The organism is Gelria sp. Kuro-4 (assembly GCF_019668485.1).
Classification (GTDB): Bacteria; Bacillota; DTU030; order DUMP01; family DUMP01; genus DUMP01.
Genome location: NZ_AP024619.1, coordinates 372,810 through 393,282, shown reverse-complemented (window position 1 = coordinate 393,282; position 20,473 = coordinate 372,810). Strand labels below are relative to the sequence as shown.

The following is a 20,473-nucleotide window of genomic DNA, read 5'->3' as shown; positions in this document are numbered from 1 at the left end:
CGTTATGCACAAAGTCGGACTGATTCGCGTCCTTACGACTGACGAGCAACCCCTCCTGCAGCTTCACGGGCGGCTCATAGAGGAAGCCTTTCCGCATCTCCAGGTAAGAAGCCGGTGCATTCCCGACCAACCGCAGGGCATTTACGATGCGGCGACGGAGGCCGTGGCTGTACCGAAGATCGTCCACCTGGCCAAGGAGATGGCGGCGGCCGGCGCCGAGGCCCTGATCGTCAGCTGCGCCGCCGACCCCGGCGTGCCAGAAGTGCGACGCGAGCTTTCCCTCCCTGTGATCGGGGCCGGATCGGCGGCGGCCGCTTTGGCCCTGGCGCTAGGTCGACGTGTAGGCACATTGGGGATAACCGCTGAGGCGCCGGAGCCCATGAAGCGCGTTCTGGGCACACACCTTGTCGCACAGAGTAGACCTGCAGCAGTAAGGACCACCCTCGACCTCTTGACCGAGAGCGGGACAACAGGCATTTTTGCCGCTGCCCGGGAACTGAAGGAGCGCGGCTGCGACGTCATTTGCCTGGCCTGTACCGGTTTGTCTACCCTCCAAATTGCGGACGAACTCGGCCGTGCCACGGGCCTTCCAGTGGTGGATCCGGTAATTGCCGCCGGTGTCGTAGCCGACTATCTACTTCGCCGCGGCACACAAAATAATATAAAGCTGGGGAGGACGTAAGATGAAAACCCTGGTTACCAAAGAACTTGTCGATGCTGCCAGCTTGGGTGGCGCCGTCCTCGGTGGGGGCGGCGGCGGGTCGCGCGAAACCGGCCGCCGCCTGGGCTACCTGGCGGCCGAACTTGGGCGCACCTGGTTGGTAGACGCCACCGACCTGAGTGATGATACCTGGGTGCTGATGGTTTCGGCGGTGGGGGCGCCGGCGGCCAAGGGACGGCATGCTGAACCCATGTACTATGTGCGCGCAGCTCAGCTGATTGAACAAGCCACAGGCATCAGCACCGGAGGAATCATAACCAACGAAGCCGGCGGCCTGGCCACCGTAAACGGGTGGCTGCAGGCCGCCCTAATGGGATTGCCTGTGGTCGACGCCCCGGGAAACGGCCGCGCTCACCCGGCCAGCATCATGGGGGCCATGGGTCTGGAACGCAACAAGGGTTACGAATCAGTACAGGCGGCCATCGGCGGGGACCGGGAGGCCGGTACCTACGTGGAACTTGTCGTCAAAGGCGATTTGAGCCGTTGCTCCAATATGGTGCGGCAGGCGGCCGTGCAGGCCGGTGGCCTGGTCGCGGTGGCGCGCAATCCGGTTACCATCGGCTATGCCAAGAAAAACGCGGCGGTGGGTGCGGTACGCCAGGCCATAGCCTTGGGCCAGGCCATGCTGCAGGCTGCAGCGCGGGGTCCCCAGGACGTCCTCGAAGCTGCAGCCGGTACCCTGGGCGGTACCATCTTTGCTGCAGGTCGGGTTACCAGGGTAGACCTCACCACAACAGGTGGCTTTGACGTTGGTAAGGTGACGATAGAGGCTGATGACACCGTTACCCTAGACTTCTGGAACGAGTACATGACGCTGGAAAAGGGTGGAGTGAGGCACGGCACCTTTCCAGATTTGATCACAACGATGGACGCTAGGACCGGGTATCCCTTAACCTCAGCTGAGATCGCCGCTGGGCAGGAGGTTGCAGTGCTCCATGTACCGCGGGAAAGGTTGCTCCTCGGTGCCAGCATGCAAAACCAGGCGCTCTTTGCAGCGGTGGAACAAGCCATTGGAAAAGAAATAGTAAAGTATTTGGCTTGACGGGAGGGTGAGGAGATGACGTTTAAGGCTACCTTAGAAGCGTACGACCTGCTGGATGATGCGCGGGTGGATGGCGAACGCGTTAGAAAGGCCTTGCTGGCGGCCGGTTTGGAACAGGTAAAGGTCACCCGGGTGGACGGGCCACAGGGTTTCACGGATTTTGTGCAAGTCGTGATACCGGGAACGCAGGGCAGGCAGGCGGGCGGGCCCAGCCCTACGCTCGGCGTAGTTGGACGCCTTGGCGGCATCGGCGCGCGTCCGGAGAGGATTGGCCTGGTCTCGGACGGCGACGGGGCTGTAGCCGCCCTGGCTCTGGCTTTGAAACTGGCCCGGATGCAACAAAAGGGCGATGTGCTTCCGGGGGACGTCATGATAAGCACGCACATTTGTCCCCATGCCCCCACCCAACCCCACGAACCGGTCCCGTTTATGGGTTCTCCGGTCGACATGGCGGCGATGAACCGCTATGAGGTTACGCCGGAGATGGAGGCGGTGCTGTCCATCGATACCACGAAGGGCAACCGCATCATCAACCAGCGCGGTTTTGCCATCACGCCCACCGTAAAAGAAGGCTACATCCTGCGGGTTTCTGAAGACCTGCTCGATATAATGCAGATGGTGTCGGGACGGCTGCCGGCTGTTCTGGCCATAACCACGCAGGACATCACGCCTTATGGAAACGGGGTTTTTCACCTGAACAGCTTGGTTCAGCCCGCCACGGCTACGGCGGCGCCGGTGGTGGGAGTAGCAATCACTGCGCAGGTGGCTGTGCCCGGTTGTGGCACCGGCGCCAGCCACGTGGTGGACATCGAAGAGACCGTCCGCTTCGCACTGGAAGCGGCAAAGGCCTTCGGAGCCGGGAAGTGCCGTTTCTACGACGAGGGGGAGTATCAGCGGCTCCTTGACCTTTACGGGTCCTTAGCCCACCTCCAGACCCTGGGGCGCCACGGCGGCGCGAGTGTTCGGCATGAAAGCCCAAATAACGCTGACCGTGAGCGAGGGCAAGCGGCTGATTGCCAAAGCCATCGCCAACCTCCCCGAGGTGCAGCAGGCACTGCGTGAAGGAAAGATTCTCCTCAAAGGAGGAACAACAGTATCTGCTGTTGCTGAGGAACTCGCCGGCATTGCCCTGCGCATTTCCGGGCGCATCACCCCGCGGGGTACGCGCGCCGGCCGTGAACAGCTACCTGCCCCGCACACAGTGCTGCTGGAGCGGGGCCTGTGGCGCAATGTGGACGCTGAGTTGGAAGAAGCGGTCCTCGGGATGGCCCCTTCAGATGTGGCAGTTTGCGGGGCGAATCTGATCGATGCTTCGGGGCGGGCTGCCATCATGGCTGGAAGCCCTCTGGGCGGTAAACCGGGGAAGGTCCTCGCGGCATTGGAAGCCGAGGGGATCACCACCATCATTGCCGCCGGTTTAGAAAAACTCTCGCCGTGTTCCATAACCGAGGCCATCGCCGCCGCTGGGCGCAGGGACACGTCCCGGTCCATGGGAATGGCGGTGGGCCTGATACCGGTCCCGGGACGCGTTATCACCGAGGTTACTGCGATCACGCTGCTCGCTCCGGTGAAAGCCACCGTAATCGGTCGCGGCGGCATCGACGGCGCTGAGGGGTCCACGACCTTGGCCGTCGAGGGGGAAGCGGAAAATGTGGAGAGACTGTGGGAACTGGTGTTGGCGCTCAAAGGCGCCCGGACCAGCGGCGCCGAGGGCAGCTTGGTCGAGTGCCGGCGCGGTGGCCCCAACTGTCAGCTGCACGTGGGCTGCATCTATGGCGGCAAAGCAAATCATTAGGGGGCGGACAGGTGAAAAAAGTTCTTGGCACGGTGACCATCGGCCAGGCGCCGCGCGAGGACCTGGTGCCGGAGCTGGCGGCAATTCTGGGCCGGGACACAGAAATTAAGGAAGCCGGCGCCCTGGACGGCTTGACCAAAGAAGAGATCGCCCGCCTTGCCCCGGAGCCGGGAGACTATGTGCTCGTGACGCGTCTGCAGGACGGCTCCGCGGTAAAGGTGGCGGAGAAGCACATTTATCCCCGCCTTCAGGCCAAAACCGCAGAGCTCTTTCGCCAGGGGATTCCCGTGGTGGCACTGCTCTGTACCGGCGAATTCCCACGTTTTGCTGGGGCAGGGCTTTTGGTGCGGCCGCAGCCTGTGCTCTATAACGTGACCGCCGCCCTGGCTGCCGACCTGAGGCTGGGTGTGCTGATCCCTGCGCCGGACCAGATTGCTCAAGCTGCAACTCGTTGGCGGGCTGTGGGACGCGCGCAGATAGTGCGGGCCGCTTCACCCTATGGTGACCCGCGAGAACTGGAAGAAGCGGCCGGAGATCTGGCCGCAGCCGGGGTGGAGCTTACCGTAATGGACTGCATGGGCTACACACTGGCTATGCAGGAAAAGGTTCGCCGGCTGACCGGGGCGCCCGTTGTTTTGGCCCGCGGCATCGTGGCCAGGGTGCTGCGGGAAATCTTGGGCTGAGGGAGGAAAATAACGCGTGGGTGAAGACATGCTGCAGGTGGCGCGGCAGGTGTTACAGGATAACCTGGGGCTTCAGGCCGGGGAGCAACTGCTGGTCATCGAAGACGAGACCACGCTGAAGATAGGGGAAGCGCTTTTTGCGGCCGGGGCGCAGCTGGGAGCCCGGGCGCTGCTTCTTCGGATCCAGCCTTTGGGCCGCAGCGGAGCAGAACCGCCGGAAGCGGTGGCCCGGGCCATGGGGGCAGCCGACGTGGTAATAGCGGCCACGGCACACTCACTAACGCACACCCAGGCAAAAAAGGCGGCCTGTGCCGCCGGGGTAAGGGTTGCTACCATGCCCGGGATTACCGAGGAGATGTTTTTCGCCGGCCCAATAACGGCGGATTATAACCGCGTTGCCGCCCTAACTCGTAGAATCGCCGATCTCCTCAGTTCGGCCGAGGAGGCTACGCTTGAGAAAGATGGCCAACGCTTGCGCCTGTCCCTTCGAGGCCGTAAGGGCATAGCCAGTACCGGCGTGTATCGGGAGAGGGGGGCATCCGGCAACCTGCCCTCCGGTGAGGCGTACATCGCACCCGTGGAGGGCAGCGCTGAAGGGGTGGTCATTGTGGACGGCTCATTTGCCGGCCTGGGCAGGCCGGCCGCTCCACTCAAACTCACCTTTACGCGTGGCGTGCTGACGGCAGTGGAAGGGCCGGACGGCGGACGGCTGCTGAACCTTTTAGGGGACGACCCGCAGGCGCGGAACCTGGCGGAACTAGGCATTGGAACCAACGACAAGGCGCGCATCACCGGAGTTATACTGGAGGACGAGAAGGCGTACGGTACCGTTCATGTCGCTTTAGGAAGCAACGATACCTTTGGTGGCCGGGTGGCGGCCGGTATCCACGTGGATGGCGTGATCAAGGCGCCGGACCTGTATATAGATGGGCGCAAAGTTCTAAGCGGAGGTAGAATACTGCTCGATTAAATCGCGGCCGGCTTCACAGTTCGCGTAGGAGGCACAGAAACAGAGAACAAGAACCCCGCCCGGCAGGTCCGGGCGGGGTGAGGAGAAGGAGAAGGCAGGGGGCGGAAAGAATACCTAAAAAAGACTGGACAGTAAAGAACAGGAGCTGGTGGCAGTGCAGCCGGAAGTTGTGGCCGTGGCCTACCGCGGCCGGTGGGAGGAAAGCCGCCACTACGGGTCGATCGCGGTGGTGGACGGGGAGGGAAATCTGCTTTACAGCCGGGGTGATCCGGAGCGCCTGACCTTTTTGCGCTCGGCGGCCAAGCCCTTCCAGGCGCTGCCGGTTGTAACCACGGGCGCCTATGACGCCTTTGGTTTCACCTTGGACGAACTGGCGGTAATGTGCGCCTCGCACAGTGGGGAAGATATGCACGTGGCACGGGTGCTTTCGGTCCTTCATAAGATCGGCCTGGATGAGGCGAGCCTGCAGTGTGGGGTCCATACCCCTTTCCACAAACCTACCGCCCGCCGCCTGCGCCGGGCGGGCGAGCCGATCGGCCCGGCCCGCAATGCCTGCTCGGGGAAGCACGCCGCCATGCTTGCCCTCTGCCGTCACCGGGGCTGGGACACGGCCGGCTACCTGGAGCTGGGCCACCCGGTACAGCAGCTGATGCTGCGGACGGTGGCGGAGCTCACCGGTTACCCGGCGGAAGCGATCAGGACGGGGCGCGACACCTGCGGAGTGCCGGTGTTCGCCGTGCCGCTTCGGAACATGGCCTGGGGCTACGCCCGGCTGGCGGGCGCCGGCGGGCCTGCAGGGGAGCAGCGCCGGGGGATCGCGCTCATCCAAGAGGCCATGGCCCGCTACCCGGAGCTCATTGCCGGAACGGAGCGCTACACTACCGCGCTTCTCAAAACTGCCAACGGTGCCCTGGTGGCCAAGGACGGGGCAGAAGCCTCTTTCGGCGTGGGCAGCATCCCTGCGGGCATCGGTGTGGCCGTGAAGATCGAGGATGGGTCCGACCGGGCGCTGGCACCGGTGGTGACCGAGGTGCTCGCCGAACTGTCCCTGCTGGACGAAGGCGCCTTGCAGGCGCTGAGCCCCTTTCGCAGCTATGCGATCAAGACCTGGGGCGGGTTAACCGCCGGCCGGTTGGAGGCGGTACCTTTCTTTAAGTAAAGGAGCTGGACGCGATGGACACCATGCGCTGGGAGGACGGGGCGCTCTTACTGCTCGACCAGACGAAGCTCCCGGAGAAAACGGAGTACCTGCGCTGCACCCGGCCGGAGGAGGTGGCGGCTGCCATCCGGCGGCTGGCGGTGCGCGGGGCGCCGGCCATCGGCATTGCGGCGGCCTACGGCCTGGCCTTGGGAGCGCGCGAGTTTAAGGGTACGGAGAGGGAGGAGTTCCTGCGGCACCTCAGGGCGGTGAAAGAACTTCTGGCCGGGACGCGGCCCACGGCGGTAAACCTCTTTCGGGCGCTCGAGCGCGCCTACCGGCGGGCCGAAGAGCTGGCGGATGAGAGCGTCGCGGCCATGCAGCAGGCCCTCCTGGACGCGGCCCATCACCTCTTTGCGGAAGATATGGAGATTTGCCGGCGAATCGGTGCGCACGGCGCGGCGGTGGTCCCGCCCGGCGCCCGCATCCTTACCCACTGCAACGCCGGTGCCCTGGCCACGGCCGGGTACGGGACGGCACTGGGGGTGATCCGGGCGGCCCACGCGGCGGGCAAGGTGGCCATGGTGTACGCCGACGAAACCAGGCCCCTGCTGCAGGGTGCGCGCCTTACCGCCTACGAGCTCCAGGAGGACGGCATTCCTGTGACTCTGATCTGCGATGATATGGCCGGCTACGCCATGCAAAAGGGCCGGGTGGACTTGGTGATCTTCGGTGCCGACCGCATCGCCGCCAATGGCGACACCGCCAACAAAATCGGCTCCTACAGCGTGGCCGTCCTTGCCCGTGAGCACGGTATCCCGGTCTATGTGGCGGCACCGCTGGCCACCATCGATGAAAGGCTCACGAGCGGCCGGGAGATCCCCATCGAGGAGCGCGACCCGGAGGAGGTCACCCACATCGGCGGCCGGAGGCTGGCGCGGGCGGGGGTGTCTGTCTGGAACCCGGCTTTCGACGTGACGCCCCACTGGTACCTGAGCGGCATCATCACCGAGGCCGGCATCTTGCGGCCGCCCTTTAAGGAGGCCATCCAAAAGGCCCTGGCGGCACCAAAGGGGGAGTGAAGAGGTGCGGGCGCTGGACGTAATCGCCAAAAAACGGGACGGCGGCGAACTTACGGCGGCCGAGATTGAATTTATGGTACGCGCCTATACCGCAGGCGAGATACCGGACTACCAAATGGCGGCCTTTCTTATGGCTGTCTACATCCGCGGGATGAACCGGCGCGAGACCGGCGCACTCACTTTGGCTATGGCCCGTTCGGGCGAACAGCTGGACCTCTCCGCGCTGCCCGGGCGCAAGGTGGACAAGCACTCCACCGGTGGCGTCGGGGACAAGACGACGCTGGTGGTGGCACCGCTGGTGGCGGCGGCCGGCGTGCCGGTGGCCAAGATGTCGGGGCGGGGCCTGGGACACACCGGCGGTACGGTGGACAAACTGGCCGCCGTCCCCGGGTTCCGGGTCAATCTTACGCAGGAAGAGTTCCTGGCCAATGTGCGGCGGATCGGCCTGGCCCTCACCGGCCAGACCGGGAACCTGGCCCCGGCGGACAAAAAGATCTACGCCCTGCGCGATGTCACGGCCACCACCGCCAGCATCCCGCTCATCGCTAGCTCCATCATGTCCAAGAAGATCGCTGCCGGGGCCGACGCCATCGTGCTGGACGTGAAGTGCGGCTCGGGGGCCTTTCTGCCGCGTTTGGAAGAGGCCCGCGAGCTGGCCCGCACCATGGTGGATACCGGCGCTGCGGTAGGGCGGAAGACGGTGGCCTTGATCACGGACATGAACCAGCCGCTGGGCTATGCCGTAGGCAACGCTTTGGAGGTAGAGGAGGCCCTGGCTGCCCTGCGCGGCCGGGGTCCGGCCGACCTTACCGGCCTCTCCCTGGCCCTGGGGGCCCAGATGCTGGTCCTGGCCGGGCGCGTAGAAAATGAAGCGGCAGGCAAGGCGCTCCTTACGGACCTTCTTACCAGCGGCGCGGCCCTCGATAAGTTTCGCGAGCTGGTGGCGGCCCAGGGCGGCAACCCGCAGGTGGTGGACGACCCCGGGATGCTGCCGCAGGCACAGCTGAAGATACCGGTCCCCGCCCCAAGCGCCGGCTACGTGGCCGACCTGCGCGCCGACGTCATCGGCCGCGCCGCCATGCTGCTCGGCGCCGGCCGGGAAAAGAAGGAGGACGAGATCGACCTGGCGGTGGGCCTTGTTCTTAAGAAGAAGGTGGGCGACCGCGTCGCCGCCGGCGAGCCGCTGGCTGTGGTGCACGCGAACGATGCGGCACGCGCCCAGGAAGCTACGGCACTGTTTCTCAGCGCCTGTAGCATCGTCCCGCAGCCGCCGGCCCCCCGGCCGCTGCTGTATGAAACCGTTAAGTAAAGGGGAAAACCCGGGGACTTCCCCGGGTTTTTTCCTCGGACCTCCACGCTGCTGAAGCAGAACTACAGCAGTCCTGCCTACCTCGGGCCCTCTCCTTCGGCGCGAACGGCTGCTTTAGATTTGCCCGGTGAGCTTCAGTACCAGCTGGGCGATGACGGCCGAGCCGATGAAAGTGCCGATAAAGACGAAGGCGGAGACGACGATGATGCGCCAGCCGAGTTTCTTAAAGTCGTCCAGGTCCTTCCCCGAGGCAATGCCGGCGTAGGCCAGTACCGGGGTACAAAGGGCAAGGAACTGCACCTTGTTCGCCTGGGCGGTGAACCAGGCGGCACCCGGGAACCCGGGGATGGTGAGGATGATACCGATGAGCGAGATATAGACGATGCTGGGCAGCTTCACCGGGATGAGCTTGGCCAGGACGAGGCCGCTGATGACGATGCCGAGGAGGACCAGCATCCCCGGAATGGCCTCCATAGGGTTGACCTTGAAGCCGATGCGATTGCCGACCAGGGTGATGGCGGCCACGATAACGAGGATCTTCAGGGTGTCACGCCAGTCCATCATTTACTTCCCCTCCTGTCCGGCGGCTGGTTCTGCCTGGGCGACGGCCTGCGCTGCTTCCTTGGGTCCGAACTTGCGGTAGAGCCATTCGGTGAAGGGGATGGCCACAAACACTGAGGCGTAGACACCGTCCGCCGCCGTAAGCAGGTTGCTGGCGGAGGCGAAGGCCTGAATCTCTTTCGCCATCGCCGGGACCGCCGCCGTTAAGGCGCCGGAACTCGCGGCCATCATGCTGGCGCTGCCCACGCCGCAGGCCATGGCCAGGGCATAAGGATGAAAGATCTTGAGGCTGGCGAAGAAGCCGGCCATGATGCCGAAGAAGATGGCGCCGAACAGGGTCCCGCAGATGTAGACGCCCATCACGCCGCGGCCCTCCGGCGACTCGAGCCCGTACATTTCACCAATGATGGCCAGGTTTCCCTCACGGGCGATGGAGTGCACGGCGCCGATGGCTTCGCGCCGGAAGCCGAGCAGCATGGCGATGGGGAAGGCTAGGATGATGGTGCCGAAGTTGCCGATCTCCTGGAGAATCAGGGCAGGGCCCGCCTTGATGAGGAGAGGTACCGAAGGCCCGATGGTGGTGCCGTACTTGGCGATGAGGAGCATCACCGAGAGGCCGATGAAGGGCGTGGCCAGCTTCATCTCCTCCAGGTCGACCACCTTGAGGAACTTCGGCCCCAGCATCAACCCGATGACCAAAGCGTAGAGCATGGGGAGCAGGATCGCCTTGCCCGGCCCGACCTGGAAGCTCTTGATGCCGATGAACTCAGACACCGCCACCATGGCCAGCACCAGGGCGTGGATCTTCCATTCCGACGGCTTCTGCATGGGCTCCAACCTCGCTTTCCTTAAGTTTCTATTCCTTACCGGCCCGGAAGTCGGCCCACATCTTGAGGTAGCTTTCCCGATCAAGCGGTGCCTGGAAAGCGGCCTTGATGGCGCGGGCCTTAGCAGCGCCGTTCACCAGGAGGTCGACCGCGGTCATGGCCAGGGCCTGGGCAGGGAAAATATAGGCCATATCTGGGTCGCTCACGCAAAAGTCCTTGCCGTGGGCCAGGCCGCTGAAGCCGCCGATGGTGGGTTGGATGGCCGGCACGAGCTGGGAGATGTCGCCGATGTCGGAGGAGCCTGCCATGTGTGCACCCGGGACCACGTTTTCTGCTCCAATAAGCCGGCGCATGTTGGCGGCAAAGAGTTCCGAGAGCTCCGGGTGCTGGCTCAGCGGCAGATACCCCGGGATCTCATCAATCTGGCACTCGGCGCCGACGGCGTAAGCGCCGGCCTTAAGGGCGCGGTTGACCTTGTGGTTGGCGTCGAAGACCGCCGGCATGCTGCGCCCGCGCACGTAGGTTTCCACGGTGACCTCAGCCGGGACGATGTTCACCAGGTCGCCGCCCTTGGTGATGATGGGGTGGACGCGGATGGAGTCCTCGTCGCGGAAGGTCTCGCGCTGGGCATGGATGGCCATGAGCCCCAGCATGGCGGCGTTAAGGGCATTGATCCCCTCGTGGGGAGCACCGCCGGCGTGGGCCGCCTTGCCCAGGTAGGTGACGATCTTGCCGATGAAGCCGTTGCAGGTGCCGCCGACGAAGGCCTTGCGCTCCGGCGTTTGCGCTTCCGAGTGGACCATCATCACGGCGTCCAGGTCGGAGAAGGCACCTGCCTTGATGAGTTCCTGCTTGCCGCCGAAAAACTCGATCTTGCCTTCTTCCATCAAGCGGCGGCGATACCCCAGCTCCACAAACTCTTCGGCCGGCACGGCCATGAGCACCACGTCACCGCCCAGCTCCTTCACCGCCCCGGAGCGGACGAGGCCGATTCCGGCCCCCAGCATGGCCGCCAGCTGCCCGTGGTGCCCGCAGGCGTGCGCGGCGCCCGTGTGCGGGTCGGCCTGGGGGTGCTGGGGGGAAACCACGGCGTCCAGTTCGCCCAGGATGGCCACCCGGGCGTTATGTTCCCGGCCGGGTGCCACCGCCCTTACCCCGGTGAGGGCCAGCCCGCGCTCGACGGTGAGGCCCAGCCCGGCGAGTTTGCCCGCCACCAGCTCGGAGGTGCGCGTCTCCTTGTAGCCGAGCTCCGGGTGGGTGAAGATGTCCTCCGCCAGCGCCACAATCTCGTCGCGGGCGGCGGCGATGCTCCGGCATACCTGCTGCTTCAGCTGCGCCAACTCTGCTTCGTTCATGCGAATCCTCCTCTGTATGTGTGCAGTAAACACTACTCCATCCACAATGGACAAATTATAGCGCAGAAAAAGGGTGTTTTCAACCGGACGGGCGACTGTGCAGCCGCCTGAGACGCCGGCTGGGACGCTGGCGGTGCGTGCAGCGCTTCGGGCTTGTTCACACGCCTTAAGATGCCGAACGCCGGTAGACGGGCCGCGCCGGCAGGGCTTGGTGCTGCGCCCTTATCTTTGGCGTTTAAAAGAGGATGGCCCCGGGGCCGGCGGCGAATACTCTCAAGGGACTGAATCTTAGGCCGCGGAGGAGGAAAACCCATGCTTTGTTCTAATGCCTACCTCTATAAACTCAAACGGGACAGTTACGTGGTGGACGTGCGGGAGAAACTGCGGTCCTACGGCTGGCCGGAAGAGAAGGTGCTGGACTGCGCCTTGGGCACCAACCCCTTGGGGGCGCCGCCGGCGGCCCGGGAGGCTTACCGGGCCGCGGCCGGGGAGGACTTCTCACGTTACCCGGACCCCTGGGCGGACGAGCTGCGGGAAAACCTGGCCCGCTTCTGGGCCGGGGCGGGAATAACGGCGGCGGACATCGCCGTCGGTCCCGGTTCCATGGGCGTGCTGGAGCGCTTGAACAAGTTGTTCCTCTTTCCGGGAGCGCAGGTCCTAGGGTATACGCCGCAGTTTTCCGAGTACGTGAGCGACGCCCGCGCCAACGGGGCTGTCTACTGCAGCCTGCCGCTGGCCGGCGAAAAGCTGGAATTTGACCCGGCTGCCTTTCTCGAGCGTCTCACGCCCGCCGTTACTCTGGTTTATCTTGATAATCCCAACAACCCTACGGGTCAGCTGCTGGACCTCGCCACCCTCCGCACCATCCTTGAGCGCGCCCAGGAGCTTTCTGTTCCGGTGCTGGTGGACGAGGCATACGGGGAGTTCGTTTCGCCGGAAAGTTCCGCCGTCTATCTCAGTACTTCCTTCTCGAACCTTCTTGTGGTCCGTTCTTTCTCCAAGGGCTGGGGCCTGGCGGGGTTGCGGGTGGGCTACGCGGTGCTCCGGGACGAGCTGCGCTCCCTCTACAGCCGCGTGGACCTCCCTTTCAGCCTCAGCCGGGCGGCGTGCAGGGCGGCGCGGGCGGCCCTGGCCGACCGGGAATTCGCCGTCCGCTCCCGCCGACGCGTGGGCGCGGTGAAGGCGGAGGTCCTGCGTTCCCTCAAGGTCCTAAGGCCGTCGACTACCCACCCCACCACCCCCATCGTTACCTTAACGGCGCCGGATCCGGCGACGGATCTCCGGGATGCCTTTTTGCGCCAGGGAGTGCTGGTGGAGTCCGGCGCTGACTTCCCCGGCCTCAGCGCGGCTTCAGTTCGCCTGCGGGTGCCGGCGGAGGCAGGCGAGCTCCTGAACCGGTTGGCGGCGGTGGAAGAGGTGCTGGCGGGCAGCAGGCGGTAAAGAGCAGGATTCGGCGCGCGAAAGAGAGTAAGAAGGTGGCACAGTCAGGGACTAAAAATAAAGAAGGGGTGGCAGATGTGGACCGGGAGATACGGCAGGAGTTTTTGACGGAAGAGTTTGCCCGGGAGCTGGATCGCAGCGACGAGCTGGCCCACTGGCGCGGGCACTTTTACCTTAAGCCGGGGAGCATATACATGGACGGCAATTCCCTGGGGCTCCTATCCCGGGAGGCCGAGGCAGCTCTGCTTAGCAGCTTGAACGAGTGGAAGACCCTGGGCATCGATGGCTGGACACGGGCCGAGCAGCCCTGGTTCTACCTGGCGGAAGAGCTGGGGCGGAAAGAGGCGCCGCTAGTGGGGGCGGAGCCGGATGAGGTGATTGTGACGGGCTCTACCACCTTGAACCTGCACAACCTCATGGCTGCCTTTTACCGGCCGGAGGGGAAACGGAAAAAGATCCTGGCCGACGAGCTCAATTTTCCCTCCGACAAGTACGCGCTGGAAAGCCAGCTGCGCCTGCACGGGCTCGACCCCCAGGAAAACCTGGTGCTGGTGCGCTCCCGCGACGGCCGTACCCTGGAGGAAAAAGACATCATCGCCGCTCTGACGGATGAGGTGGCGGTGGCGGTGCTGCCATCGGTGCTTTACCGCAGCGGGCAGCTTCTTAACCTGTCGCTCCTCACCTACGCGGCGCACGAGAAAGGCGCGCTCATCGGCTTCGACCTTAGCCACTCGGCCGGGGTGGTGCCGCACAAACTCCACGCCTGGGACGTGGACTTCGCCTTCTGGTGCAACTACAAGTACTTAAACGCCGGGCCGGGCGCCGCAGCCAGCCTCTTTGTACACCAGAAGCACTTTGGCCGCCTGCCGGGCCTGGCAGGCTGGTGGGGCTACCGCAAGGACCGGCAGTTTGACATGAATCTTACATTTGAGCCGGCGGCCGGTGCGGGGGCCTGGCAGGCGGGGACACCGCCCGTCCTCAGCCTGGCACCGCTGGCCGGATCGCTTGCGCTCTTTAAGGCCGCCGGGATGGAACGGCTGCGCGCCAAGTCCTTGGCCCTCACCTCTTACCTGATCTACCTTATCGACGCCGGCTTGAGCGGCCCACCCTATAACTACCGCATCGGCACGCCGCGCGAGCCGGAGCGGCGGGGCGGGCACGTGGCGGTGGAGCACGAGGAGGCGGTACGCTTGAGCGCCGCCCTCAAGCGGCGCGGGGTGATCCCCGATTTCCGGCCGCCCAACGTCATCCGCCTGGCTCCTGTGCCCCTTTACACCAGCTTTCACGACGTCTGGCAGGTGGTGCGGCACCTCAAGGAGATCATCGACACCCGCGAGTACGAGCTCTTCCCACGCGAGCGGGATACCGTGGCTTGACAGTTCTGTTGCCAAAGACAATCCCACGAATTCCAACAGCGCAGACCTGACGCTTCTTCTCTATACTCGCCTGCGTTCTTTTGAACCGAGGCGGCATGCACCTTCGGGGAAGCCCCCTGCGGGGCCTGCCGCCGCGATGGCTGCCGATTCGCAGTGGCCGCAGCCTATCTCTACGAGCAGGAGGTTGGTGGATTGTACAAGGTGAAAAGAAGGCCCCTCGCCGAGCTCACGGTGGAACTGGCCGCGGCGGCGCAGGGGAAGGTTAAGGCAGACGTGGTTATTCAGGGCGGCCGGGTGGTGAACGTCTTTACCGGTGAGATCCTTACGGCCGACGTGGCCGTCCGTGCCGGGCGGGTGGTCCTCGTGGGGGCGGCCGGGCACACCGTCGGTCCGGAGACCCGGGTGCTGGATGCTAAGGGGTACTACTTGGTACCCGGCCTCCTGGACGGCCACATCCACGTGGAGAGCAGCATGGTAAGCGTTACCCAGTTCGCCCGGGCGGTGCTGCCCAGCGGGACCACCACCATCTTCATGGATCCGCACGAGATCGCCAACGTTTTCGGCCTTCCCGGTATCCGCCTCATGGTGGAAGAGGGGAAGAACCTGCCGCTCAAGGTGTTTGCCACCATGCCCTCCTGCGTGCCGGCGGCGCCCGGCTTTGAGGATGCCGGTGCCGTGATCGGGCCGGCCGAGGTGGCCGAGGCCATGGGCTGGGAGGGCATCATCGGGCTGGGCGAGATGATGAACTTCCCCGGAGTTCTCGCAGGCGACCCCAGCGTCCACGGGGAACTGCAGGCGACCATGGCGGCCGGCAAGGTGATCACCGGCCACTACTCCCTCCCGGAGACGGAGGTGGGGCTCCAGGCCTACGCCGCGGCCGGTATTGCCTCCTGCCACGAGTCCACCCGCAAGGAAGACGCCCTGGCGCGCCTGCGGCTCGGGATGTACGCCAAGCTGCGCGAAGGCTCGGCCTGGCATGACATCAAGGCCACCATCAAGAGCCTTACCGAGACGGGCGTGGACACGCGGCGGGCGGTGCTGGTGACCGATGACACGCACCCGGCGACGCTCCTTGCGGTGGGGCACCTCAGCCACGTGGTGCGGCGCGCCATCGAAGAGGGGCTGAGCCCCATCCGCGCCATTCAGCTGGCAACGCTCAACCCGGCCGAGTGTTTCGGCCTGAGCCGGGACCTGGGAAGCATCGCGCCGGGGCGCTGCGCCGACATTCTCTTCGTCCCCGACCTGGCGGACTTTCGGCCGGCAAAGGTCATGGTGGACGGTGAGGTCGTGGCCGCAGAGGGGCGGCTTTTGGTCGAGCTTCCCCCGTACCTGTATCCCGAGTGGGCCACCCGGTCCGTGCGGCTCAAGCACTCCCTGACGCCGGCGGACTTTACAATCCCCGCACCGGTGACCGAGGGGCGGGTGCGCGTGCGGGCCATGCAGGTGATCGAGGCCAAGGTGGGGACCCTAAGCGTCGAGGCGCATGTGCCGGCGCGGGACGGCGCGCTGGCCGCCGTGCCCGCGGCGGACGTGGCTAAGGTGGCCTGCATCGAGCGCCACGGCGGTCCGGGGAATATCGGCCTCGGTTTTGTGAAGGGGTTTGGCTTCACGGGAGGTGCGGTGGCCTCCACCGTGGCCCACGACAGTCACAACCTTCTCATCATCGGCATGAACGATGCCGACATGGCGCTGGCCGGCAACACCCTGGCGGAATGCGGCGGCGGTATGGCGGCCGTGCGGGACGGGAAGGTCCTGGCGCTGCTGAAACTCCCCATCGCCGGGCTCATGTCGCCTGAGCCGGTGGAAGAAGTGGACGCCGCGGTGCGCGCCCTGGAGGCGGCCTGGCGGGCGCTGGGCTGCCGGCTGGTGTCGCCCTTTATGACCATGGCCCTTCTTTCGCTGGCGGTGTTGCCGGAGCTGCGCATCACCAACCGGGGTTTGGTGGACACGCTGAGGTTCCGGTTTGTCGATCCGGTGCTCGATGTCTAAAGCCGAGTAGCACACATCCCCCGCCGGGCATATAGTGGGTTAGGCGGCGGGGCTTCCGCGCCCAAGCAAGAACAAAGGAGGGTGTACTATGGCTGACGCACCGGCTTTCATCGGCGGCTTTTGGTGGTGGTGGATCCTCATCCTCATCATCATCATCCTGTTCTTCTTCTTCCTCCTCTTCTTCTTCCCTGGTTGCAAAGTCTAAGGCCGGATGAAAGCAAGGATCAGCCCTGGCGCGTGCCAGGGCCGATCTTTAGGCGGGGCCGTGCATTGCCCGGCGCCTGCCCACTCCCCGCCCTCCGTTGTCACCCGCGGGCGGATGATAAAGTGGCATCCAGCGAGTACTCGGGGTAGGCGGCGGGCGGGGGCGACACCGCGCGGCAGGAACAGCGTCAAGATGGCCGCGGTAAAGAACAGAGCCGACCCGATGGCGCTGATGATGGCGCCGTAGCGCCTGCGCGTGCCGCCTCGGCAAGCGAACGGGCTGACTGAAAGGGCGGGCTTGAGGTTGAGGCCGTCCACCTTACCTCTCTTGTGGGTGTTCCTCCTCGCTCCCTAGAAGGCTGCGCAGGAAGTCCTGGACCTCAGGCGGTGGTGTGCCGGCCCCGGCCTGCTCGGCCACCCTGCTGATGAGGGTTCCGAGCGTTTTTTTGGTGGCCGGATCCAGGGCGGCCGTCAGGCTCTGGGCCATGTGCATAAGCTGCTGCGGGTCTGTGGGTTCGTCCTTGAGCAGGCCGCTGTCGAGGGCCAGATCATAGAGCTTGGCCTTGTCCGTTAGGCTGATTCCGGCCTGCAGCAGGGCCTCTTCCGGCGACAGTCCTCCTTGCGTCATCAGCTTTTGGACTTCTTGCGAGAGCTCCTGCATCTTCTCACCCAAGTTTCTTACCTCCTTGGCATTTTCTAGTCTAGAGTATTCGCCTGGCGCCGACAAAGTGCCGGGTTTCACCACCTGGAGGCCGGGCGAATACAATGGAGAGAACAGGGCGGTAAACTGCCAGGGAGGTATGAAGCATGCCGCACGAGCGTGAGCGTGATATCCAGAATACACTGGCCCCGGGCCTGATGCGCGGTGCGCCTTTGCTGCCGGCCGAGCCGGGCGACGAGGGGCCGAAAAACGCCGACACCACCGGCGGGGGTTACGAAGCACCTCCTTCCGGGGAGGCACCTGTTCCACCGGCGGAGTCCGGCGCCGGCGGTGCCAACCTAGCTGCCCAAGGTAAGGCCGCAGTGCGCGAGGTAATCGTAAGCGGCAAGGCGGAAGCGGCGCTCAGCACCGTGGCCAACGCAGCGGAAAAAACGAAAGAAGGAGTAGAGGTTTTGCTCCAGATCCTCGGTCTGGCCAAGACCAAGCTCGAGGGCGGCGGGCCGGGCACTGAAGGCCTGCCGAACCCGCTCTCAGCATCCCAGGTGGAAATGCTGTGGAACCTGATCAAGGTACCGGAGTTCCAGTATCTTGCAGCCAGCATGCTGGCACGGATGCTGGCTGACTAAGGGGTCAGGTATCAACTTTCCACGGTTTTTCGCAAGCCTGCGAAAGCGGCGGCTCCCGGCCGAACGCTGGCACCGCGTGCATGATCCTGAGGGAGAACGAAGAACGCCTGAGGAACAGAAGAGAGAAGTCTGGTACAGTAAACTCGTGTAATCGTGCTTACTAAGTCTTGACACTAACTCATCTTAAAAGTATTGACTGTTGAAGTTTACAGCTGTAAAATGATCTCGGATCAATTAAATAATACTCGGATCGCGCCGTGGGGGAGCTATAAAGCTGAGACGGAGGGCAAAGCTCCGAACCCCTAGAACCTGATGTGGGTAATTCCACCGTAGGGAACGGTTGTCACAATAGAAGCGTCAGCCGGCCTACGCCGGCGTTTTTATTTAGGGCGCTTTGAGGCTGCCAGGCCAAGGTAGAGCTATATAAAACTTTAAGGAGGAGGAGTCTCAGATGAACGTCTTTTCCCAACCCGTTCACGATGTGAAGGTGAGCCGCTTAATTCTCAGGCATTATTTGCAAGAACTAGAAGAGGCGGTGGAATCGGACATCATAGTCACCGGTGCAGGGCCTTCCGGGCTGGTCTGCGCTTATACCCTGGCAGAAAAAGGATATAAAGTCACAGTGCTCGACAGACGCATTGCTCCCGGAGGAGGCATATGGGGCGGCTCGATGAGCTTCAACAAGGTCATACTGCAAAAAGATGTAGCGGACATCCTCAACCAGTTCGGCATCCCGTACACAGAAGATGAACAGGCCCTGGTTGTCTCATCTGTGGCCTTCGCCAGCAAGCTCATCTTCGCTGCCGCTTCCCACCCCAATATCAAGTTGTTCAATCTCATTACTGTAGTGGATCTTCATTCCACAGAGAATAAAATCACCGGCGTGGTCATCAATAACAGTGCCATCGAGATGGGAGGATTGCATGTAGATCCGATGGTGCTCACAGCCAAAGCTGTACTTGATTCTACCGGGCATGACGCTGTCCTTGTAAATCTCTACAGCAAGAGAGCCAAGCTAGAGATGACAAAAGAATCCTTTATGAATGCCACAAAGGGCGAAGAAGAGGTGGTAAGGAATACCCGTATGGTAGCCCCGGGATTGTTTGTGGCAGGTATGGCGGCAAACAACGTCGACGGTGGGTGCAGGATGGGTCCTATCTTTGGAGGTATGTTACTCTCGGGTAAGAAAGCGGCCGGGTTAATCGCAGAATACATTCAGAAATAATGCCCGTTGGGAAGTGTAATTTTCTGCCACTGAGGAGGTGGCTGACCTGCCATCCGATTGTATTTTTTGCGGAATAATTGAAGGCAAAATATCGGCAAAAGTGGTATATCAAGACGAAAAGGTCATGGCGTTTGAGGACATCAAGCCGATAGCGCCGGTACACATCCTCATCGTACCTCGCAAACATATACCAGATCTCACCAAGACGACGGCTGAGGATGTAGACGTACTAGGGCATATCCAGTGGGTAGCAGCGGAAATCGCCCGGCAACAGGGGATAGCCGAACGCGGTTTTAAGCTCGTGAACAACTGCCGCGCTGACGGTGGTCAGGTCATCTACCACCTCCACTATCATCTGATAGGTGGAAAACTGCTGAAATACATCGTTTAAAAAACAGACGGTGAAAAAGCCTCCTGTCCTTCGCAGGAAAGGGGGCTTTTCACTCTCACATAGATGGCCTGTGAGCGTCTGCTATTTTCTTCGCCCAAAAGGATGGCAACATCGGATGGCGAATTACCTTCGACAACGAGGAAACCAGGGCCGCCGTTCGTAAGTACCAGCATAGGCTTGTCGGTATTGCGTGGGTTACCCCCTGGGAGGGAGCAAAAGCCGTAGACGAGGCCAAGCGCTACATTGAGAGTGCTGGCTTCAAAGGCATCAAATTACATCCCCTCCTGCATGCCTTTGTGGCCAACGAAGAAGTGGTGCACCCCATCGCCGAAGCGGCCAAAGACCTGGATGTCCCTCTTTTCATCTACTCCGGGCGCCCTCCCTTTCCCCTTCCTTGGAGCATCGCTCAGCTGGCCGAGGTTTTCCCCGAGGTCAAAATTGTGATGATCCACATGGGGCCATGGCCACGGGGTGTACATCCAGGCGGGCTATCGCTGTTTCTCCTTCCCTGGAAACAGCTCCCACGGCAGGAACTGAGCGGAAAGACGAAGAAAGAGACCCCACCGTCCTTAGGCAGGACGAGTATCGGAGATACTCAGGAGGGTGAGGTCTCATGGAATTAATTCAACAACTAGCCGCGGCTTTCCTGCAGGTGTTTGATAGAATTTGTGACTTAGGAGGGCAGATTGGCGTTCGGGATTTGAGGAACGCCTTTGGGACATCATCATGGGGCTGGGACAGGACGTTGAGCAAATCGCCCTGGAAAAACAGGACAAGTATCTCTTAGAGGGTAGAGTAAACTTGTAGTAGTCATCCATGCCGCTAAATAGTGGCACCACGAAGGATGAAAATAGAGAGAAGGCGAACTTGTATCGCACTACCCGGATGAAGAAGGTCGTTTTCCCTTGGTGCCGATAAGACTGATTAGTAGTCTGACCTCGGCGATCGCGAGATTCACGGTTTGGGTCGGCGCAACGCCGAGGAGATTTTGGCAGAAACCGGAGTTGACATGAGCAGTTTCCCAGCGAGGGTCCCGATTACTTTGATAAACTGAACGAACGAGGCGCAGTCTCTCGGG

General features: G+C 63.0%; 20 protein-coding genes and 1 riboswitch. Of the genes, 16 read left to right on the top strand and 4 right to left on the bottom strand.

What is annotated here, in order from left to right; all coding sequences use genetic code 11:
* Nucleotides 1-4 precede the first annotated feature (4 nt).
* The 9 genes from K5554_RS02085 to K5554_RS02045 all read left to right on the top strand — a co-directional run bounded on the left by K5554_RS02085 (nucleotide 5) and on the right by K5554_RS02045 (nucleotide 8,740).
* Nucleotides 5-682, top strand: a complete 678-nt coding sequence (locus tag K5554_RS02085) for an aspartate/glutamate racemase family protein (RefSeq protein WP_221039515.1) — start codon at nucleotides 5-7, stop codon at nucleotides 680-682.
* Nucleotide 683: 1 nt separating this feature from the next.
* The gene (locus K5554_RS02080; protein ID WP_221039514.1) at nucleotides 684-1,763 is read left to right on the top strand and encodes a DUF917 family protein; all 1,080 of its coding nucleotides are present in this window, start codon (nucleotides 684-686) and stop codon (nucleotides 1,761-1,763) included.
* 15 nt (nucleotides 1,764-1,778) lie between these two features.
* The gene (locus K5554_RS02075) at nucleotides 1,779-2,825 is read left to right on the top strand and encodes a DUF1177 domain-containing protein (RefSeq protein WP_221039513.1); all 1,047 of its coding nucleotides are present in this window, start codon (nucleotides 1,779-1,781) and stop codon (nucleotides 2,823-2,825) included.
* Nucleotides 2,731-3,558 (top strand): hypothetical protein, encoded by an 828-nt coding sequence (locus K5554_RS02070; protein WP_221039512.1) that lies wholly within the window; start codon nucleotides 2,731-2,733, stop codon nucleotides 3,556-3,558. Before K5554_RS02075 ends, K5554_RS02070 begins: the two co-directional genes overlap by 95 nt.
* Before the next feature lie 11 nt (nucleotides 3,559-3,569).
* Nucleotides 3,570-4,241, top strand: a complete 672-nt coding sequence (locus K5554_RS02065) for an AroM family protein (protein WP_221039511.1) — start codon at nucleotides 3,570-3,572, stop codon at nucleotides 4,239-4,241.
* Nucleotides 4,242-4,257: 16 nt separating this feature from the next.
* Entirely contained in the window at nucleotides 4,258-5,211 is a 954-nt protein-coding gene (locus K5554_RS02060; RefSeq protein ID WP_255565468.1) for an aminopeptidase, read from the top strand.
* Between the two features lie 154 nt (nucleotides 5,212-5,365).
* Complete coding sequence (locus tag K5554_RS02055; protein ID WP_221039510.1) at nucleotides 5,366-6,370, top strand: asparaginase; 1,005 nt, start codon at nucleotides 5,366-5,368, stop codon at nucleotides 6,368-6,370.
* A gap of 14 nt (nucleotides 6,371-6,384) precedes the next feature.
* Nucleotides 6,385-7,431 (top strand): S-methyl-5-thioribose-1-phosphate isomerase, encoded by a 1,047-nt coding sequence (gene mtnA, locus K5554_RS02050; protein WP_221039509.1) that lies wholly within the window; start codon nucleotides 6,385-6,387, stop codon nucleotides 7,429-7,431.
* Between the two features lie 4 nt (nucleotides 7,432-7,435).
* Nucleotides 7,436-8,740 carry a pyrimidine-nucleoside phosphorylase gene (locus tag K5554_RS02045; protein ID WP_221039508.1) on the top strand — a complete coding sequence of 435 codons (1,305 nt, stop codon included), beginning with the start codon at nucleotides 7,436-7,438 and terminating at the stop codon, nucleotides 8,738-8,740.
* Nucleotides 8,741-8,854: 114 nt separating this feature from the next.
* Here K5554_RS02045 and K5554_RS02040 read toward each other — a convergent pair whose 3' ends face one another.
* From K5554_RS02040 to K5554_RS02030, 3 genes are read right to left on the bottom strand one after another with little or no spacing between them, the layout of a single operon-like run.
* Nucleotides 8,855-9,301, bottom strand: a complete 447-nt coding sequence (locus K5554_RS02040; protein WP_370636956.1) for a hypothetical protein — start codon at nucleotides 9,299-9,301, stop codon at nucleotides 8,855-8,857.
* A gap of 3 nt (nucleotides 9,302-9,304) precedes the next feature.
* A complete protein-coding gene (locus tag K5554_RS02035) occupies nucleotides 9,305-10,129 on the bottom strand; it encodes a DUF3100 domain-containing protein (protein WP_221039506.1) in 825 nt (274 codons plus the stop codon).
* A gap of 28 nt (nucleotides 10,130-10,157) precedes the next feature.
* Nucleotides 10,158-11,483 (bottom strand): amidohydrolase, encoded by a 1,326-nt coding sequence (locus K5554_RS02030; RefSeq protein ID WP_221039505.1) that lies wholly within the window; start codon nucleotides 11,481-11,483, stop codon nucleotides 10,158-10,160.
* Between the two features lie 312 nt (nucleotides 11,484-11,795).
* Between K5554_RS02030 and K5554_RS02025 the strand changes: the two genes are divergently transcribed.
* From K5554_RS02025 to ade, 3 genes are all read left to right on the top strand, one after another.
* On the top strand, nucleotides 11,796-12,923 hold the full coding sequence (locus tag K5554_RS02025) for a histidinol-phosphate transaminase (protein ID WP_221039504.1): 1,128 nt from the start codon (nucleotides 11,796-11,798) through the stop codon (nucleotides 12,921-12,923).
* Nucleotides 12,924-13,012: 89 nt separating this feature from the next.
* A complete protein-coding gene (kynU, locus tag K5554_RS02020; RefSeq protein ID WP_370636955.1) occupies nucleotides 13,013-14,299 on the top strand; it encodes a kynureninase in 1,287 nt (428 codons plus the stop codon).
* A 192-nt stretch (nucleotides 14,300-14,491) separates the two neighbouring features.
* Complete coding sequence (gene ade, locus K5554_RS02015) at nucleotides 14,492-16,288, top strand: adenine deaminase (protein WP_221039502.1); 1,797 nt, start codon at nucleotides 14,492-14,494, stop codon at nucleotides 16,286-16,288.
* A 523-nt stretch (nucleotides 16,289-16,811) separates the two neighbouring features.
* Here the strand turns inward: ade and K5554_RS02010 are convergent.
* Nucleotides 16,812-17,165: a hypothetical protein gene (locus K5554_RS02010; RefSeq protein ID WP_221039501.1), complete on the bottom strand. Its 354-nt coding sequence runs from the start codon at nucleotides 17,163-17,165 to the stop codon at nucleotides 16,812-16,814.
* A gap of 134 nt (nucleotides 17,166-17,299) precedes the next feature.
* On the opposite strand from K5554_RS02010, the gene K5554_RS02005 reads away from it, so the two are divergent.
* The 4 genes from K5554_RS02005 to K5554_RS14645 all read left to right on the top strand — a co-directional run bounded on the left by K5554_RS02005 (nucleotide 17,300) and on the right by K5554_RS14645 (nucleotide 20,018).
* On the top strand, nucleotides 17,300-17,779 hold the full coding sequence (locus tag K5554_RS02005) for a hypothetical protein (protein WP_221039500.1): 480 nt from the start codon (nucleotides 17,300-17,302) through the stop codon (nucleotides 17,777-17,779).
* 249 nt (nucleotides 17,780-18,028) lie between these two features.
* Nucleotides 18,029-18,132, top strand: a riboswitch (TPP riboswitch).
* A gap of 98 nt (nucleotides 18,133-18,230) precedes the next feature.
* On the top strand, nucleotides 18,231-19,004 hold the full coding sequence (locus K5554_RS02000) for a sulfide-dependent adenosine diphosphate thiazole synthase (RefSeq protein ID WP_221039499.1): 774 nt from the start codon (nucleotides 18,231-18,233) through the stop codon (nucleotides 19,002-19,004).
* A 37-nt stretch (nucleotides 19,005-19,041) separates the two neighbouring features.
* Entirely contained in the window at nucleotides 19,042-19,395 is a 354-nt protein-coding gene (locus tag K5554_RS01995) for a histidine triad nucleotide-binding protein (RefSeq protein ID WP_255565467.1), read from the top strand.
* Between the two features lie 83 nt (nucleotides 19,396-19,478).
* A complete protein-coding gene (locus tag K5554_RS14645) occupies nucleotides 19,479-20,018 on the top strand; it encodes an amidohydrolase family protein (RefSeq protein WP_221040484.1) in 540 nt (179 codons plus the stop codon).
* The last annotated feature ends 455 nt before the right edge of the window (nucleotides 20,019-20,473 follow it).

Coding starts and splice junctions, on each gene's coding strand:
- K5554_RS02085 (WP_221039515.1), top strand. CDS start 5: ATGCACAAAGTCGGACTGATTCGCGTCCTTACGACTGACGAGCAACCC.
- K5554_RS02080 (WP_221039514.1), top strand. CDS start 684: ATGAAAACCCTGGTTACCAAAGAACTTGTCGATGCTGCCAGCTTGGGT.
- K5554_RS02075 (WP_221039513.1), top strand. CDS start 1,779: ATGACGTTTAAGGCTACCTTAGAAGCGTACGACCTGCTGGATGATGCG.
- K5554_RS02070 (WP_221039512.1), top strand. CDS start 2,731: ATGAAAGCCCAAATAACGCTGACCGTGAGCGAGGGCAAGCGGCTGATT.
- mtnA (WP_221039509.1), top strand. CDS start 6,385: ATGGACACCATGCGCTGGGAGGACGGGGCGCTCTTACTGCTCGACCAG.
- K5554_RS02040 (WP_370636956.1), bottom strand. CDS start 9,301: ATGGACTGGCGTGACACCCTGAAGATCCTCGTTATCGTGGCCGCCATC.
- K5554_RS02035 (WP_221039506.1), bottom strand. CDS start 10,129: ATGCAGAAGCCGTCGGAATGGAAGATCCACGCCCTGGTGCTGGCCATG.
- K5554_RS02030 (WP_221039505.1), bottom strand. CDS start 11,483: ATGAACGAAGCAGAGTTGGCGCAGCTGAAGCAGCAGGTATGCCGGAGC.
- K5554_RS02025 (WP_221039504.1), top strand. CDS start 11,796: ATGCTTTGTTCTAATGCCTACCTCTATAAACTCAAACGGGACAGTTAC.
- K5554_RS02005 (WP_221039500.1), top strand. CDS start 17,300: ATGCCGCACGAGCGTGAGCGTGATATCCAGAATACACTGGCCCCGGGC.
- K5554_RS02000 (WP_221039499.1), top strand. CDS start 18,231: ATGAACGTCTTTTCCCAACCCGTTCACGATGTGAAGGTGAGCCGCTTA.